General features: G+C 59.6%; 16 protein-coding genes and 2 tRNA genes. 12 read left to right on the top strand and 6 right to left on the bottom strand.

All coding sequences use genetic code 11. The features are described from left to right. Positions 1–300: 300 nt before the first annotated feature. From ACZ1HH_RS07120 to ACZ1HH_RS07095, 6 genes are all read left to right on the top strand, one after another. Positions 301–1,254, top strand: a complete 954-nt coding sequence (locus ACZ1HH_RS07120; protein ID WP_487320438.1) for a glycosyltransferase family 2 protein — start codon at positions 301–303, stop codon at positions 1,252–1,254. After that, entirely contained in the window at positions 1,251–2,072 is an 822-nt protein-coding gene (locus tag ACZ1HH_RS07115; RefSeq protein ID WP_472636238.1) for an NAD-dependent epimerase/dehydratase family protein, read from the top strand. The genes ACZ1HH_RS07120 and ACZ1HH_RS07115 overlap by 4 nt, the downstream gene beginning before the upstream one ends. Further along, positions 2,065–2,838, top strand: coding sequence for a glycosyltransferase family 2 protein (locus ACZ1HH_RS07110; RefSeq protein ID WP_472636237.1), 774 nt, complete (start codon positions 2,065–2,067; stop codon positions 2,836–2,838). Before ACZ1HH_RS07115 ends, ACZ1HH_RS07110 begins: the two co-directional genes overlap by 8 nt. Further along, positions 2,835–4,034: a DegT/DnrJ/EryC1/StrS family aminotransferase gene (locus ACZ1HH_RS07105; RefSeq protein ID WP_472636236.1), complete on the top strand. Its 1,200-nt coding sequence runs from the start codon at positions 2,835–2,837 to the stop codon at positions 4,032–4,034. Before ACZ1HH_RS07110 ends, ACZ1HH_RS07105 begins: the two co-directional genes overlap by 4 nt. A 63-nt stretch (positions 4,035–4,097) precedes the next feature. Next, positions 4,098–5,219, top strand: a complete 1,122-nt coding sequence (gene gmd / locus ACZ1HH_RS07100) for a GDP-mannose 4,6-dehydratase (RefSeq protein ID WP_011538817.1) — start codon at positions 4,098–4,100, stop codon at positions 5,217–5,219. An 8-nt stretch (positions 5,220–5,227) separates the two neighbouring features. Then, positions 5,228–6,187, top strand: a complete 960-nt coding sequence (locus ACZ1HH_RS07095; protein WP_472636235.1) for a GDP-L-fucose synthase family protein — start codon at positions 5,228–5,230, stop codon at positions 6,185–6,187. A 345-nt stretch (positions 6,188–6,532) separates the two neighbouring features. Here ACZ1HH_RS07095 and ACZ1HH_RS07090 read toward each other — a convergent pair. After that, positions 6,533–6,607 (bottom strand) — tRNA-Asn (locus ACZ1HH_RS07090). Between the two features lie 70 nt (positions 6,608–6,677). Next, complete coding sequence (locus tag ACZ1HH_RS07085; protein ID WP_472636234.1) at positions 6,678–7,601, bottom strand: MBL fold metallo-hydrolase; 924 nt, start codon at positions 7,599–7,601, stop codon at positions 6,678–6,680. Between the two features lie 50 nt (positions 7,602–7,651). Between ACZ1HH_RS07085 and ACZ1HH_RS07080 the strand changes: the two genes are divergently transcribed. Next, a complete protein-coding gene (locus tag ACZ1HH_RS07080; RefSeq protein WP_416368488.1) occupies positions 7,652–8,980 on the top strand; it encodes an ATP-binding protein in 1,329 nt (442 codons plus the stop codon). Positions 8,981–9,145: 165 nt separating this feature from the next. On the opposite strand, the gene ACZ1HH_RS07075 is transcribed toward ACZ1HH_RS07080, so the two are convergent. Both ACZ1HH_RS07075 and ACZ1HH_RS07070 read right to left on the bottom strand, forming a co-directional pair. Beyond that, positions 9,146–9,221 (bottom strand) — tRNA-Ile (locus ACZ1HH_RS07075). Positions 9,222–9,380: 159 nt separating this feature from the next. After that, positions 9,381–10,310, bottom strand: coding sequence for a LysR family transcriptional regulator (locus tag ACZ1HH_RS07070; RefSeq protein ID WP_472636233.1), 930 nt, complete (start codon positions 10,308–10,310; stop codon positions 9,381–9,383). 120 nt (positions 10,311–10,430) lie between these two features. Here ACZ1HH_RS07070 and rmmL point away from each other — a divergent pair, with 120 nt between their 5' ends. The 4 genes from rmmL to rnd all read left to right on the top strand — a co-directional run bounded on the left by rmmL (position 10,431) and on the right by rnd (position 14,478). Continuing rightward, complete coding sequence (gene rmmL / locus ACZ1HH_RS07065; RefSeq protein ID WP_011538812.1) at positions 10,431–11,399, top strand: quorum-quenching N-acyl-homoserine lactonase RmmL; 969 nt, start codon at positions 10,431–10,433, stop codon at positions 11,397–11,399. Positions 11,400–11,581: 182 nt separating this feature from the next. Next, entirely contained in the window at positions 11,582–12,628 is a 1,047-nt protein-coding gene (purM, locus tag ACZ1HH_RS07060) for a phosphoribosylformylglycinamidine cyclo-ligase (protein WP_011538811.1), read from the top strand. Positions 12,629–12,675: 47 nt separating this feature from the next. Continuing rightward, positions 12,676–13,230, top strand: a complete 555-nt coding sequence (gene purN, locus ACZ1HH_RS07055) for a phosphoribosylglycinamide formyltransferase (protein WP_011538810.1) — start codon at positions 12,676–12,678, stop codon at positions 13,228–13,230. A gap of 90 nt (positions 13,231–13,320) precedes the next feature. Beyond that, a complete protein-coding gene (gene rnd, locus ACZ1HH_RS07050; protein ID WP_011538809.1) occupies positions 13,321–14,478 on the top strand; it encodes a ribonuclease D in 1,158 nt (385 codons plus the stop codon). A 144-nt stretch (positions 14,479–14,622) separates the two neighbouring features. Here the strand turns inward: rnd and ACZ1HH_RS07045 are convergent, their stop codons facing one another. Beyond that, positions 14,623–15,138 carry a hypothetical protein gene (locus tag ACZ1HH_RS07045; protein ID WP_472636232.1) on the bottom strand — a complete coding sequence of 172 codons (516 nt, stop codon included), beginning with the start codon at positions 15,136–15,138 and terminating at the stop codon, positions 14,623–14,625. 130 nt (positions 15,139–15,268) lie between these two features. On the opposite strand from ACZ1HH_RS07045, the gene ACZ1HH_RS07040 reads away from it, so the two are divergent. Then, a complete protein-coding gene (locus ACZ1HH_RS07040) occupies positions 15,269–15,679 on the top strand; it encodes a SufE family protein (RefSeq protein ID WP_472636231.1) in 411 nt (136 codons plus the stop codon). A 78-nt stretch (positions 15,680–15,757) separates the two neighbouring features. Here ACZ1HH_RS07040 and ACZ1HH_RS07035 read toward each other — a convergent pair whose 3' ends face one another. Then, positions 15,758–16,504, bottom strand: a complete 747-nt coding sequence (locus ACZ1HH_RS07035; RefSeq protein WP_472636230.1) for a DUF1638 domain-containing protein — start codon at positions 16,502–16,504, stop codon at positions 15,758–15,760.

Genomic DNA, 16,504 nt, shown 5'->3' with positions numbered 1-16,504 from the left:
TCCATCGCAGGAGTGGATCGACGCCGATACCGCTCGGCGAAACTTCCCGCCAGATTAGCGTTGAATTCCTAACATAATCCTTCCGCCAATGCGGTAGCGCCTCTTACCGTCATTTCAGCGCAAAGCGCGATCCCCGTGATCTTCTTGTGCACAAGAGAGCCTCGTATCACACGATCTGAAACCCGTCGCCGTGGCGTAGTTTTTCTCATTCTAGATTAACTGCACCTTAAACTCTGGGCTTTATTAAAACTTTCACGAGCCACGCGACGTGGAACTTTTGACGAGGAAACGGCCTGGAAGATGCGGTTATCATCTCACAACCTCCCTGATACGACTACGCCGTCGCGCCCACATGTGACCGTGTTTTGTGCGGTCTGGCACAAACAGCCAAACAAGCTGGAGCTGCTGAAATCCCATTGGGACAATCTAAAACGGCAAAGCATCCCGGTAGAGCCTTGTTACATCTTCGACAATGGGGACACCGCGCCCGAATGGCTGGCCGCACCGTGGCACTCCTTTTCCGAGCCTCTGACCATCTACGAGGCCTGGGCAGCAGGGGTGGCGCTTGCGCGTACCCGGTTCGTCATGAACCTCAACATGGATGACCGGCTGAGCACGGATGCGGCTGAAATGATGCTGCGCGGGCTTTTGCAGACGGATACAGCCTTGATTGGCGGTGAATGGATCATCCAGTTCGACCACGCGTTTCAGACGGAGGTCTTTGGGTCGAGCGATCCAAAACAAACCTGTTTTGAGCCCGCTTGGCCCCCCGCTCCGATTGAGGGCGACAAACGTTTGCGCCTTGGAAGCGGCATGGGCGAGCGGGGTACGCTTGGGCCTGCAACCCTCTGGGATCTTGAGAAAACTCAGCGCTGGTATCCAACTCATTTCGGCAATCGCGACCCGATCCTATCGATTGGCGATGCGATTTTCTGGCAGCATCTGCACAAGAAAAAACTGCGCACCGCGCGGCTGCCTCTGGTTATTGGGCGGTATTTTTCCTCGCCGGATGCGCAGGCCGAGTTCCGCCCGCACAATGACGAGGAAAACATGCGCACCCATGGTGTGCATGAGGTGTCTTTTGCCCAAGGCATAACAGCCACACGGAATGCGATGCCCCAACCGGCACCGCAAGGCGCGTCCCCGTTTCCAAAATCGCGCAACGCAATAGAAAACGAAAGCCAGGCTCTCGCGCTAAAATATCTTGGTCTTCTGGGCCATGGCACTCCGGCCGCGTCACATCCCCGAGCATGAGCCAGCCCCTTCGCATATTTCTGACCGGCAGTGGCGGCATCCTTGGCAGGCATGTTGCAACCGCGCTCCAGGCTCATGCGCCGGGGGCGCAGGTTCTGCGCAATACTGCGGATCTCACGGATTTGGCCGCGACCACGCGGGTGGTGCAGAGGGCAGGCCCGCTTGATCTGGTGATCCATCTCGCCGCTTTGGTTCCCGTGGACGAGGTCTGCGCTGATCCGGCGCGCGGCTATGCTGTCAACGCGGGCGGAACGATCAATCTAATCGCCGCTTTGGCTGCTGCAGAAGTAGGGCAGGCGACACCTGCGCGCCTGCTGCATTGCTCGTCCGGTCATGTCTACGCCGCACAGGACCGCCCCATCTCTGAGGAGGATCCAACAGATCCGGTCTCGGTCTATGGAAAGACCAAACTGATGGGAGAACAGGCCGCTCGCGACATCTGCGCCCAAGTCGGTCGCGCTCTCTGCGTGGCGCGTCTATTCTCGATCCATGATCCTGCGCAGGAGGGAAACTACCTGCGCCCATCACTGGAACGTCGCCTTGCAAAGGCCAGCCCAGAAACGGAATTCGAACTATATGGTGCTGGCAGCTTGCGCGATTTCCTCACCGCTGAGGCGGCTGCGCAGCAGCTTGTGCGCCTGGCTCTTTCTTCCTTTGAAGGGGTGGTGAACCTCGGTTCCGGTCGCGCCCAGACTGTCGCCGAGTTCGCCCAGAGCTTTGCGCCTTTTCCTCTCAAAATCAAAGCCATGGGAGCCGATAACAATCTGGTTCCCGACGTCTCCCTCCTGCATGACATCCTTGGAGAAGCAAATGACTGAGTCCGTATCCATTGTCATCCCGACGTTTAACCGCGCAGAGATGCTCCCCAAGGCGATCGACAGCGCCCTGGCGCAGACCCATAGCTGCGAGGTGATTGTGGTCGACCATGGGTCCACCGACAGCACCCCCGAGGTGGCAGCCTCTTATGGCGACAAGATCACCTATGTGCGGCGCGATCGCGATTTTGGACCACATTTCTGCTGGTTGGATGGCATTCTGCATGCAAACGGCACCTATGTTCATCTGCAATATGACGACGACTGGATCGCCGAGACCTTTATCGAAAAGTGCCTGAGTGTCATGGGTGAGGATGTGGGCTTTGCCTTCAGTGGGGCCGAAGTGATCGACGATAAGAGCGGTCGCCAGATGATGACGCAGTTTCTGGAATGGCTGCCCCAGACCGGCACTTTCGACAATCATCTCGCCGAGGAGAAAATCGTCGGCTCGCTGATTTCGCCGGGTGCGGCGCTCTTTCGTAAACAAGTACTGATCGATGCGCTTTATCAGGGCCGCCTGCCACTGCAGACCAGTGAGTATCATGGGGTGGGGCCAGATATTTTTGCCTCACTCCTGTCGATGTTGCGCTACCCGCGTGTTGGATTTGTCAAGGAGCCCCTTGCCAGTTTCCGCGCCCATGACGGCAGCATCACCATCGATGCATTCAAGGATGCACAAAAGAAACGCGACATTGCGGCCGCCTACAACGAGGTGCGCGCCTACTATGTCGAATTGAAAGCCATGCAGATGGTGAGGGCCGCGCAGTGACCACCTCCAATACAGTTAAACCGGTTCTTCTGGCGGAAGAGACGATCTCTCAGGACGACCTCAAGATCACGACAGAATGGATGCTGGCTGGCAATCGCCTGACAAAGGCCGAAGTCACCAGCCAGTTCGAGGCCAGCTTTGCCGAGTGGATGGGTTGCAATTACGCGGTTTTTGTAAACTCCGGGTCCTCGGCGAACCTGCTGATGATCTATGCAGCCAAAGAGGCCGGTCGCCTGCGCAACAACAAGGTGATCGCACCCGGCGTTAGCTGGGTGACGACCGTCTCGCCCCTGATGCAACTGGGATTTGATGTGCGTCTGTGTGACTGCGACCCCCTTAACCTCGGGCTTGATCTCAACCACCTGGAGGAGCTCTGCCGAACAGAGGCGCCCTCGATGCTGCTGCTGGTGCATGTGCTTGGGCACGCCAACCACCTGCGCGAGATCAAGGAGATCTGCGCGCGCTATGATGTGATCCTTCTGGAGGACAGCTGCGAGGCGCTTGGGTCGACCTTTGAGGGGCAGAAACTCGGCTGTCACGGTCTTGCGGGGAGTTTCTCGTTTTATTACGGGCATCACATCTCCACCATCGAAGGTGGCATGGTCGTAACCGATGATCAGGAACTGCATCAGGTCATGCTGTCGCTGCGCTCGCACGGGTGGAGCCGGGATCTTGCGCCGGGGCGCCAGGCGGACCTACAGCGCACGCATAATGTGGATGAGTTCCGCAATCTCTACACGTTCTATTATGCGGGCTTCAATCTGCGCTCGACCGACCTGCAGGCCTACATCGGGTTGCAGCAGCTCAAAAAGCTCGATGAAATCTGCCGCATTCGGGCGGAGAATTTCGCGACCTACGCGCAAGGCCTGCCTGGGTTTTTCAAGCAGCAGAGCGAGACAGAACTGCTGTCGTCGTTTGCCTATGGAACGCTGGTGGAAAACCGAATGGAGGTCGCGCGTGCGCTCAAGGCCGAGTCGATTGAATGCCGCCCTCTGATCTGTGGCAATATCGCCCGCCACCCGTTCTGGGTACGGGTCTATGGTGATCAGGTTCTGCCAAATGCCGACCTGATTCATGATTTTGGCATCTACCTTCCCAATCACCACAACCTCAACGCAGCCGACATTGATCGCGTGGCCGAGTGTTTCAACTCTGTGGCCCGCCCAATGGACGCAAACCTGAGACAAAGCGCCTGAACCCGCGCCTGAACCTTGAGCCTGCACGCCCCAAAAGCGCGTGCCCGAATACACGAGGATAACATGACCAAACGTGCGCTCATCACCGGGGTCACCGGTCAAGACGGCTCTTACCTGGCAGAGTTCCTGCTGGAAAAGGGCTATGAGGTGCATGGCATTAAGCGCCGCGCCTCATCCTTCAACACCAGCCGTATCGACCATATCTATCAGGATCCGCACACGGATCGGGCGCGCTTCAAGCTGCATTATGGCGATCTGGCCGACACTTCCAACCTGACGCGGATCTTGCGCGAGGTCGAACCGGATGAGGTGTATAACCTCGGTGCGCAATCTCATGTCGCGGTGTCATTTGAGGCCCCGGAATACACGGCAGATGTGGATGCCATTGGCACACTGCGCCTCTTGGAGGCGATCCGTTTCCTCGGTCTTGAGCAGAAGACCCGGTTTTATCAGGCCTCGACATCCGAGCTCTATGGTCTGGTGCAGGAGACGCCGCAACGCGAAACGACTCCGTTTCACCCCCGCTCGCCCTATGCGGTGGCCAAGATGTATGCCTATTGGATCACGGTGAACTATCGCGAGGCGTATGGCCTCTACGCTTGCAACGGCATTCTGTTCAACCATGAGAGCCCGCGCCGGGGTGAGACATTTGTGACCCGTAAGATCACCCGCGGCCTTGCCAATATCGCACAGGGGCTCGAGCCCTGCCTCTACATGGGCAATATCGACAGCCTGCGGGATTGGGGCCATGCCAAGGACTATGTGCGCATGCAGTGGATGATGCTGCAGCAAGACACGCCCGAGGATTTCGTGATCGCCACGGGCAAGCAATCTTCGGTGCGGGAGTTCATTATCTGGTCGGCTGCGGAGCTTGGGATTGAGCTCGAGTTTTCCGGCAAGGGCGTGGACGAGGTGGCAACTGTCACCGCGATCAACGGTGATGCTGCACCTGCGCTCCGGGTGGGCGATATTGTCATGCGTATTGATCCGCGGTACTTCCGTCCGGCCGAGGTCGACACGCTCCTTGGAGATCCGACAAAGGCGAAGGAAAAACTCGGCTGGGTGCCGGAGATCACGGCGCAGGAGATGTGCGCGGAAATGATTGAGGAAGACCTGAAAACCGCGCGCCGTCATGCCCTTTTGAAAGAACATGGCTATGATCTGCCGGTCTGCATCGGGGAGTAAACCCTGCCATGACATCTGAACAGGTGTTTGATCTACGGGGAAAGCGCATTTTTGTGGCTGGTCATCGTGGAATGGTCGGCGGTGCGGTCTTGCGACGGCTGGCCGAAGAAGACTGTGAGGTCGTGACTGCCGGCCGCGAGGATCTGGATCTTACGCGGCAACAGGCAGTGATGGAGTGGATGGCCGCAACCCGTCCGGATGCCATCATCATGGCTGCAGCACGGGTCGGGGGTATCAAGGCGAACAGCGACTATCCCGTTGATTTCCTGTTGCAAAACCTTCAGATCGAAACCAATCTTGCCGAGGCTGCACATGCTGCGGATGTCCAGCGTTTCCTGTTTCTGGGCTCTTCCTGCATCTATCCGAAATTCGCTCCGCAACCCATTCCCGAGGCCAGCCTGCTGACTGGCGCGCTCGAGCCGAGCAACGAATGGTACGCGGTGGCCAAGATCGCAGGCATCAAGCTGATGCAGGCCTATCGCCAGCAATACGGTCGGGATTGGATTTCGGCGATGCCCACCAATCTCTATGGGCCGGGGGACAACTATGATCTCGAGACCAGTCATGTGCTGCCGGCTCTGTTGCATAAGTTCCATACTGCTCGTTTGAGAGGGGAGGATCAGGTCACGCTCTGGGGGTCGGGCACCCCGCTGCGCGAGTTCCTGCATTGCGACGATCTGGCCGATGCGCTGGTGTTCTTGCTGAAACACTATTCGGGTGCGGAGCATGTCAATGTTGGCTCGGGCAAGGAAATCAGCATTCGCGCGCTCGCCGAACTCATTGCCGAGATCGTGGGTGTGAGCCCCGAGTTGGTTTTTGACAGCTCAAAGCCAGATGGAACGCCGCGCAAGCTGATGGACAGCGCGCGTTTGGCGGCCATGGGCTGGTCTGGCGCACGCCCCCTGCGCGACGGGATCGCAGAAACCTACGCGGCGTTTGTGGCGCAACTGGACAGCGTTGACGCCTGAACCTTGATGCTTTTGGCTGCGCGACACTGACCATGAGGCCGCGCGCAGCCCAATTCCTCGAGGATAATTGGGATCCCCCGCATCGCTGTCAGCCAGGATGCCGCTCATCAGGAGCAGTCTGTTTTGACGGCCGCGATGTATCAGCCTTCGGGGGCACGGATTTGCGGGCTTTTGGGGACTTCCGATCCATCAGATCACACGGTTTTTGTGACCGCGGGGCAGGGCGCAACCCCGGGGCGATAGACACCTGCCATATATGGGAAACACCTGGGCAAAGAACGGTCAGGAAAACAAAAGCCGCCCCAAAGGGCGGCCTTGTTACTCTCTTGTATTTCAAGAGAAATTTGGCTCCGGCGGTAGGGATCGAACCTACGACCAATTGATTAACAGTCAACTGCTCTACCGCTGAGCTACGCCGGAGTGTGGGCGCTCGTATAGCGCTGGGATTTCCGGGCGTCCAGAGCGAAAAAACAAAAAACGGTGAAAAAAATCAATCGGTACAGGAGAAATGCGTTGAAAGGCTCAGAGCACCTTCGGGCTGCGCGAGATTGCGTTGTGTCAGATCCACGAGATGGGCAAATACGTTGCGCTCTGCGGCCTTGAGAAGCGCGGCGGGCGTCTCCTTGTAGATCGTGGCCGCCAGTTCCGAGACGGTTCTGGGCGCGATCCGAAGTTCCGCGAGGATCGCGCGCTCTCGCTCCAACCGGTGCGCAATCAGCCAGTCGACACGCGCGTGCGGGGCGTCGATCGGGGCGCCGTGTCCGGGCAGGAAACGGGACCACTGACGATCTTGCAGCTTGCGACAGGAGGCCATGAAATCCGTAAGGTCCCCATCCGGGGGCGAAACCAGAGAGCTTGCCCACCCCATCACATGATCGCCCGAGAACAAGATATCGCCGAGCGCAAAGCACAGATGATTGCCAAGGTGCCCCGGCGTATGCAGGGCCTCGATCTGCCAATCCGGACCGGACAGCGTCTCGCCCTCCTTGAGGACATGATCGCAGCGGAAGGCATGATCGATCCCTTCGCCACCACCTGCGACGTCCTCCTGGGCGAGCGTTTCCATGATTGCACTGCGCCCGGCGCCCGCGGGTCCAAAGGCATAGATCGCTGCGCCGGTTTCCTCTTGGAGACGCTTTGCAAGCGGAGAATGATCAAGGTGGCTGTGGGTCACCAGAATGGCGTCGATGGATTGACTGACCTGCAGACTCGACAGGATTGCCTCAAGATGGGGCTCTGAGCTTGGCCCGGGGTCAATCACCGCCAGATTGCGCGTACCGATCAGATAGGTGTTGGTCCCGCGATAGGTCATCGGCGAGGGGTTGGGCGCCAGAATTCGGCGGATGCCGGGAGCGATCATCTCTGCAATGCCGGGTTTGGGGTTGAACCCATCGGTGGGTTGCGATCTGCTCATGATGTGCCTCATCCTTGGGGACGCAGAATTGTCCCGCTCTAGGCTTAGTCATGAAACTCTCTGATCTCAAACACTATGTTCCGCGCCTTCCCAGCGGGATCTACGGCCGGGCGGCGCTAATTCTGTTGATGCCGGTGGTGGCTTTACAACTGGTGGTGGCCTTTGTGTTCATTCGCCGAGACCTTGAGGACATCACGCAGCAAATGGCCTACACTGTTGCGCGCGAGCTCAATGTCATCAGCGATCAGATCGCCACCGCAGAAAGTCCCGAAGCGGCCCTGAGTGACCTTCAGCCGATGTTGCAGCGGCTCAATTTTCAGATGCGTTTTATCTCTGCCGAGGAGCCCACGCCGCAGAACTCCATTCCGTTTGAGGATCTGTCTGGCCGCTTTGTGCGCGACTCCATGGTGGGATACCTGCCGCAGTTCCAGTCCATCCGGTTCACACGCACCCACGCCAGCTATATCGTGATCGATACAAAATTTGGTCTCGCGGAGGTGAAGTTCAGCCGCCGTCGCGTGACCGTCGCCGCACCACACCAGTTGATCGTGATCACGGTGCTGTTTGGCTTTATGCTTGTGGTGATCGCCATGGCCTATATGCGCAACCAACTGCGCCCCATCAAACGGCTCGCGGATGCGGCCGAGGCCTTTGGGCGCGGGCGGGTGATCCCCTATCACCCGCGTGGGGCAACCGAGGTACGCGCGGCGGGGGCGGCTTTCAATGACATGCGCGCGCGCATTGATCGGCAGATCGAACAGCGCACCTTGATGTTGTCAGGGGTCAGCCACGACCTGCGCACGCCTTTGACGCGCTTGAAACTGAGCCTCTCGATGCTGGACGACGAGGAGGCCGAGCCGATGTTGCAGGACGTGAAGGAGATGGAAGCTATGGTCGATGCCTTTCTCGACTTCTCGCGCGGTGTGACTACAAGCGCGATGGAGGAAACCGACCCCTGCAAGCTCGTGGAGGAAGCGGTCGAGAACTGGACCCGACAGGGCAAGACCGTGCATCTGGTAGAGACGGTCGGCAATCGCCGGGTGCCGCTGCGGGCCGCTGCGGTGCGTCGTGCCCTTGACAATCTGATTTCAAACGCGGTGCGCTATGGCACGCGCGCCCGAGTGTCGGTTGCAGTGATGCAGAAATCGCTGCGCATTCGGGTGGAGGATGACGGCCCTGGTATCCCCGAAGCATTGCGCGGGGATGCGATGCGCCCCTTCACGCGGCTTGATCCGGCGCGGAATCAGGATCTGGGCACCGGTGTCGGGCTGGGGTTGGCCATTGTGGCCGATATTGCCCGCGCCCATGGTGGAACACTGCGCCTTGGCACCAGCGAAGAGCTGGGCGGTCTTCAGGCCGATATTGTGATTGCGCTCTGAGCGGCCTCAACCGGCGCTGTGACAAGGTTTTTGGTACACTCAAACAAGCGCGACACGGGCGACAGAGCAGCTGCGATCGGGGCAATTGCGTCCTGGATGGCTCTTGGTTCAGGGCCTCGTGGTGCAGGGTAGGTGCAGGGCGTCGAAGCCAGTGGCGCAGATGCGTGGTGGGAGATCAGAGATTCGAACTCTGGACCAAAGCGTTATGAGCGCTCTGCTCTAACCGCTGAGCTAATCTCCCGCCAACAGCCTTATAGAACCCTTGCTGCGGCCTCGCAATCCGTTGCGAAGAAGAAAATCGAGCCGTTGCATCCCGCTGACATCTAACACTCATTTAGTGATTGATGGCCGAAACAGCCGACATTCCCAACAGCCGTTTGATGGCGGGTAACGGCGGGGCTTATGCGCCGACGGCCCTGAGGTGCGGTTTTGGCTGGCGATGCCGAAAGGCTTCGAATGTGGCCACGACACCCTCGATCACCAACTCGCGTCTGCGATCGACGCCATGGCGAGAGGGGTAGACGGCAAACACATCCTTGTCCGGGGCGTCCCAGTCGGGCAGCACGCGTTCATATTCGCCTGCGTCCAGCATTTCCTTCACAAAGAACAGCGGCATGCGCGTATAGCCGGTGCCGTTGGTGACCGCATGACGGATCAGATCGGGATCATCAGCCGTGAACCCCACGCGGATCGGCGCCAGAACCTGTTCGCCACCCCGGCTGAGGGGAAAGAACCCGTTGGTCTGATCCTCGTGGTGCTGGATGTATTTCAACCGCTTCAGGTCTTCGGGGCTTTCGGGGCGCCCCATCTGATCGAGGTAGGCAGGCGTCGCCAAAAGCACTGTCTCCATGGTTGCGATCCGCCGCCCAACCCCATCCGTTTCGCCAAGCCGCCCGGTGCGGATGGCGAGATCGTAGTTCTCCCGCACCACGTCGACCAACCTGTCCTCGACCCGCAGGATGATGTTCAGATCATCATGGCTCTGGTCGAGCTCCACCAACATGTGCCCAATCAGATGGCGGCCAAGAAAGCTGTTCACGCTGATGCGAAAATCGCCCGAGAGGCTGTCTTGCAGCTGATCGAGCTCCGCGGTCATGCGGTCAAAATTGCCAAGCAACCTCTGGGCGTGAGTGTAGACCAGCTCGCCAGAGCGCGTGGCGCGCACGCCTTGGGCTGTGCGATGTAGCAACTGGTGCCCCATCAGCGTCTCCAACTGCTTGATGTGTTGGCTGACCGCGGATTGGGTCATGGATTTGCGGGCGGCAGCGCGATTAAGGCTGCCTTCGTCCAGGGCCACGACAAGGGTTTCGAGTAGCGACAGCCGGTCCATCAGCGCTCCTATCGCAAATGCTAATACCCCTTATTAACTCTCCGGGACTGTGGAGGACCAGCGTTAAACTCTATTTCGCATTTGTCGGTGCTTTCGCTGACTAGGATATTGGAGCCTCTTATGACCCTTTCCCGTAGAACTCTTTTGAAATCCGTGGGCCTTGCTGGTGCAGGTCTTGCTGTACCTTCTCTGGGCCAGATGGCGCTGGCCGCGCCAATGGCCCCTGCGCCTGTGCTGCATCAGTTCCGCCTTGGCGACGCCGTGATTACCGCGCTTCTTGATGGGCATCTGTCGCTGCCATCTGGTATGTTCACCGGGGCCGATCCTGAAACTGTTGCGCAGACGCTTGCCGGGACCTTTTACCGCGAGGACGCGCAGGGGCTCGAGATCCCGGTCAACGGGTATCTTGTGGAGCGCGCAGGCCAGTACACCCTCATTGACACCGGCACGGCTGCGCTGATGGGGCCGGAGCTTGGCGGGTTGATGGGGGCCCTCGCCGCGACAGGCGTGACGCCCGATCAGATCTCCACGATCTTGTTGACCCATATGCATCCGGATCACGCGGGTGGTCTTTTGAATGCGGACGGCAGCGCGGCCTTTCCCAATGCAGAGTTGGTGGTGGCCGACGCCGAGTGGGGGTTCTGGCACGACGATGCGATTATGGCCTCCGTCGACGAAGGCAGTCGCGGCTTCTTTCAGATGGCCCGCAATGCGGTAGCGCCGTATGCGGATCGGATGAAGCCGTTTAGTGGCGAGGCCGAAGTGGCGGCGGGCTTCAGCGCCATGCCATTGCCGGGACATACGCCGGGGCACAGTGGCTTTATGCTTGATGCAGGCTCCGAGCAGCTCTTGTTCTGGGGCGATGTGGTTCATAGCACCGCGCTTCAGTTCCGCAATCCTGACTGGACCATCCCCTTTGATGCGGATCAGTCGCTGGCGGCCCAGACCCGCAAAGCGATGTTCGACCGCGCAGTTGCCGATCAGTTGCTGGTGACGGGCATGCATCTGGATTTCCCCGGACTCGGACGGGTCGAACGCGACGGCGGGGCCTACGCCTTTGACCAGGCGCCCTGGCAATTCGGCCTCTGACCAGGGGCTATCAGGCGTCGTTCTGCTGTCGATCTGGGGCGTAAATACGCGCCGTTTCGGCACCGGGGCGACATGCCCCTCCCTTTGCTGTGTCGCTCAGTGTGCGGAGGGGCAGATTCCCTTGTTTCCTTCATGCGTCCTATAGGCTAAACGCTGCGCAACCATTGCGAAGGAGCCATGCGATGACCAGCGGCAAGAACGGGCTGACCTATGCGGATGCAGGGGTCGATATTGATGCGGGCAACGAACTTGTGGACCGGATCAAACCGGCCGCTAAGCGAACCAACCGCCCCGGCGTGATGAGCGGCCTTGGCGGCTTTGGCGCGCTGTTTGACCTGAAGGCTGCTGGCTACGAGGATCCAATCCTTGTAGGCGCGACCGATGGGGTGGGCACTAAGCTGCGGATTGCCATTGATACGGGCCTTGTGGACGGCGTCGGCATCGATCTTGTGGCGATGTGTGTCAACGATCTGGTTTGTCAGGGCGCAGAGCCGCTGTTCTTTCTCGACTATTTTGCCACCGGCAAGCTGGAAACCGATGTCGCGGCGCGAATCATCGAAGGCATCGCCGAAGGCTGCGTGCGCTCTGGCTGTGCGCTGATCGGCGGCGAGACCGCCGAGATGCCCGGCATGTACCCCAAAGGTGATTTTGACCTCGCCGGGTTTGCCGTGGGCGCCATGGAGCGTGGCACAGCCCTGCCGGCAGGTGTCAGCGAAGGCGATGTGCTCTTGGGGCTGGCCTCTGATGGCGTGCATTCCAACGGCTACTCTCTGGTGCGGCAGATCGTGAAATACTCCGGTCTGGGCTGGGACGGCGACAACCCGTTTGGCGAGGGCAAACTGGGCGAGGCGCTGCTGACCCCCACGCGTCTCTATGTCAAACAATCCCTTGCCGCAGTGCGGGCCGGGGGCGTCAATGCACTTGCGCATATCACAGGCGGCGGCCTCACGGAGAACCTGCCGCGGGTTCTGCCCGACGACCTTGGTGCGGACATCGACCTCGGCGCCTGGGAGCTTCCGGGTGTGTTCAAGTGGATGGCGCAAACCGGTGGCATTGAAGAGAGCGAAATGCTCAAGACCTTCAACTGCGGGATTGGCATGATCCTCGTTGTGAAAGCCGACCGGGCCGATGCGCTCACCGAGGTGCTCGAGGGTGAGGGCGAGACCGTCGCGCGCCTTGGCACTGTGACGCGCGGGGAGGGTATTCGCTACACGGGCGCGCTGCTGTGAGCGACAAGAAACGCGTTGCGATCCTGATTTCCGGCGGGGGCTCCAATATGGTGTCCCTCGTCGACAGCATGTTGAACGACGCCGATCATCCTGGTTCGCCTTGTCTGGTGCTGTCCAACAACGCGGATGCCGGGGGCCTCTCCAAGGCCGCCGAACGCGGGGTCGCCACGGCGGTGGTCGATCACCGCCCCTTTGGCAAGGATCGCGCAGCATTTGAGGCTGAGCTGGTGCAACCCATTCTGGAGGCTGGCGCTGATGTGGTCTGTCTTGCGGGCTTCATGCGGGTGTTGACCGCAGGTTTCGTGCGCCAGTTCGAAGGCCGGATGCTCAATATCCATCCCTCCCTGCTCCCCAAATACAAGGGCTTGCACACCCATGCCCGCGCTCTGGAAGCTGGCGACCTGCGCCATGGCTGCAGTGTGCATGAGGTGACTCCGCTCCTCGATGACGGCCCGATTCTGGGGCAGGCCGAAGTGCCGGTTCATCCCGGCGACACGCCCGATGATCTGGCCGCGCGGGTGCTCGTTCAGGAACATCGCCTCTATCCGGCGGTGCTGGAGCGCTATCTGCGTGGCGAGCGTGCAGTCTTGCACCTGAGCTGAACCGAAGCCTTTAGGGGGTTTGCAACCGCCTCTTGGTCGTCGTATCAACGGGAAACCGAGCGGCAGAAACCCTTAAAAAAGACCCAGTTGATGAAAACTCTGACCACCACCGACGAGCTGCGCGCCTTTTGCCAAGAGGCCGCGAAATACCCTTATGTGACGGTGGACACCGAGTTTCTGCGAGAGCGCACCTATTACTCCAAGCTTTGCCTGATCCAGATTGCCTATCGCGGTGATGGGGAAACCGATGCCGTGCTGGTTGACCCGCTTTCCGGGGATTTGTCGCTCGAACCCTTGTACGAGCTTTTCCGCAATGAGGATGTGGTAAAGGTCTTTCATGCCGCACGGCAGGATTTGGAGATTTTCTGGGTGGATGCGGGCGTTTTTCCAAAGCCGCTGTTTGACACCCAGGTTGCGGCCATGGTGTGCGGCTTTGGCGAGCAGGTCGGCTACGAGACGCTGGTGCGCAAGATTTGCAAGCAAGGCCTGGATAAGACATCCCGCTTTACCGACTGGTCCCGCCGTCCACTCTCGGATGCGCAAAAGACCTATGCTCTGGCGGATGTCACCCATCTGCGCCAGATATACGAGCATCTGCGCAAAGAGCTCGACAAGACCAAGCGCAGCCATTGGGTTGCCGAGGAATTGCAGGTCCTGACCGACCCCGCAACCTATAACATTCAGCCGCGTGAGGCTTGGCGCCGGGTGAAAACCCGCACCAACTCCGGGCGTTTCCTTGCAGTGGTGCGCGAGCTGGCGGCCTTTCGCGAAGAATATGCGCAAACCAACAATGTGCCGCGCAATCGCGTCTACAAGGATGATGCCCTGGTGGAACTGGCTTCCACCAAGCCCCGGACCGCGTCGGATCTGGGGGGATCACGCCTGTTGCTGCGGGAGGCGCGCAAAGGCGCCATTGCCGAAGGCATTCTAAAAGCGGTCGAGCGCGGTGTGAACTGTCCGCAGGACGACATGCCTCAGGCGGATCGCTCGCGCGAGAAAATGCAGATCAATGGCGCACTTGCCGATCTGCTGCGGGTCCTGCTCAAGGCCAAGACGGAGACCTCTGGCGTGGCGGCGAAACTGATCGCCCCTTCGGCGGATTTGGATGCAATCGCCGCCGGGGAGCGCGATGTTCCTGCGCTAAAAGGCTGGCGGCACGAGGTCTTTGGCGCGGATGCGTTGCGCCTGTGCAATGGAGAGATTGCGCTCGCGGCCAAAGGCCAGCAGGTGAAGGTTGTTGACCTCTAGCGACACTCCTGTCGACATCCGACGTCGAATGCTCTGACATCAAAAAAACGCGCCCAGAAGCCTGTGGCGCGTTTTTTGATGTGATTACCCGGTGCAAGCTCCGAGTGCTTGGTCTACCGCGCAGTGAGCTTGCTCGGAGGGGGCTCAGCGGCGGATCTCGCGGGCGTTTTCCTTGCCAACCACGCGCAATACACGAATGCCGGTCAGGTCCTGTTCCGACAGGCTCACCGCGGCGCGGATGGTGCGGGTGGCGACTGTGCCCTGATAAGTTGCGGCCTTGGGGTAGGTCACGCGAAAGGTATATTCCAACTGACCGGGCTCTTGCGGGTCTGACGGCACCAACTCTGCGTTGAACGCACCGTTGCGGGCGGCTTCGCCCTCCACTGTCAGGATGCCACCCACGGAGGTGCGCTCGATACGCATGTCCTTGATGAGCGTGATGGGAAGGCTGCGGTCTTCTTCCTTGTCGTTCCTGCTGCCAAGGAGGTTGGCTTTTTCCTCTTCCTGCGGGATCAGCGGATTGAGGTTTTCAGCCGCCGGAGCCTCTGCTTCACGCGATTGTCCGAACCAGTTGGTGGGATTGATGCGCGAGTCGCGCCACCCGCCACAGGAGGACAGGACCAATGTGCTGATCAAAAGGGCACTAAGAGTGATACGCATGAATACCTGCCGCAGTCAGAGTTACTTGCAAAACTGACTACCCGATTGAAGCGGCGTTGAAAAGCGGTTGAAAAGACCTGGTCTCTGGCCTAGGTCCGAGGCAGATCGTGATCACGAGATGAGGTTTGACATGGCCAGCCCTGCCTTCGAGGAAATCGTCGAGGACTTTGAGTTCTTTGAGGACTGGGAGGATCGCTACCGTCATGTGATCGAACAGGGCAAGGCGATGGCGCCGCTGGACGACGCGCTGAAGGTGCCTGCAACCAAGGTGGACGGTTGTGCAAGCCAGGTCTGGCTGCACCCGCAGATTGAAAATGGCGTGTTTCACTTTGACGGCGACAGCGATGCGATGATCGTCAAAGGGCTGATCGCGGTGCTGCAAAAACTCTACAACGGGCTCACGCTTTCCGAGGTGCTGGCCGTCGACGCCCGCGCGGAGATGGGGCGCCTTGGGCTCAATGATCACCTTTCTGCGCAGCGCTCCAACGGTTTGCGCGCGATGATCGAGCGCATCCGCGAAACGGCGGCGGCCCAAGCGTAACAGCGGCGCGAGGGGCAACAGAGGGCAAAAAGGGGCGCTGCCCCTCTTGGCCTTTGGCCAATTCACCCCGGGATATTTCTAGTCAGAAGAAGGATTGGGCGTGGCCCAGTCCATGAGGGTGGTTTCGAGCTCCCCGTAGCCGGTGTGACGGTGTTGAAAGTCGAGCCCCATGCGCGCTGCGCAGGCGCGGGCTTTTTCCAACAGGTCCGGGTCTTCGGTCTGCGACTGGTAGATCAGGGTGGTATAGTTCCCGAAGATCATGTCCCGCAGCTCGGGGTTCTTATCAAGACCCATTGGACGCCACACAAAGGCATCGAATTGTTTGACCAGAAAATCCGTGAGGTAAAAGGCCGTGATTTCACCGGCTTCGGCATAGGCGTTAAAACGGTCGGTGCCTTCAAAGAAGGCGTAGCAATGGGGCCCCGGGACCATCTCGACACCCAGTTCGGCGCATCGTTGTTGGAGCTGCCCGCCCGTGCCGCAATCGGCGTAGACCACGTAGATCTGATCGTAGACCGCGTGGTGCTTTGTGACGGCGGCCTCCACATGGGTGACGATCTGGTCAGGATAAAGATGAAGTTTCGCCGGCAAGCAGGTCAGATCGATGTGATCGAACTGATTGGCGCGCGTGATCGCCAGGATTTCACGCGCCAGAGCGCCACAGGCGATCATAAGGATGCGGCCAGTTTTGCGCTCTCGTTCTGGGGCGGCGAGGCCGTGTTCGGTAAGGCTTTGTGCGTCGAGAGATTTGCCCTGTGGCAAAGACAGAGCGGCCCGCTTTGAAAGTCGGGCCGCCCGACCGCGTCGAGGGGACGCGGTGGCCAT

The organism is Epibacterium sp. HA2-3 (assembly GCF_055693725.2).
Note: the sequence above shows the minus strand (reverse complement) of the source record. Positions and strands in the feature narration are given on the sequence as shown.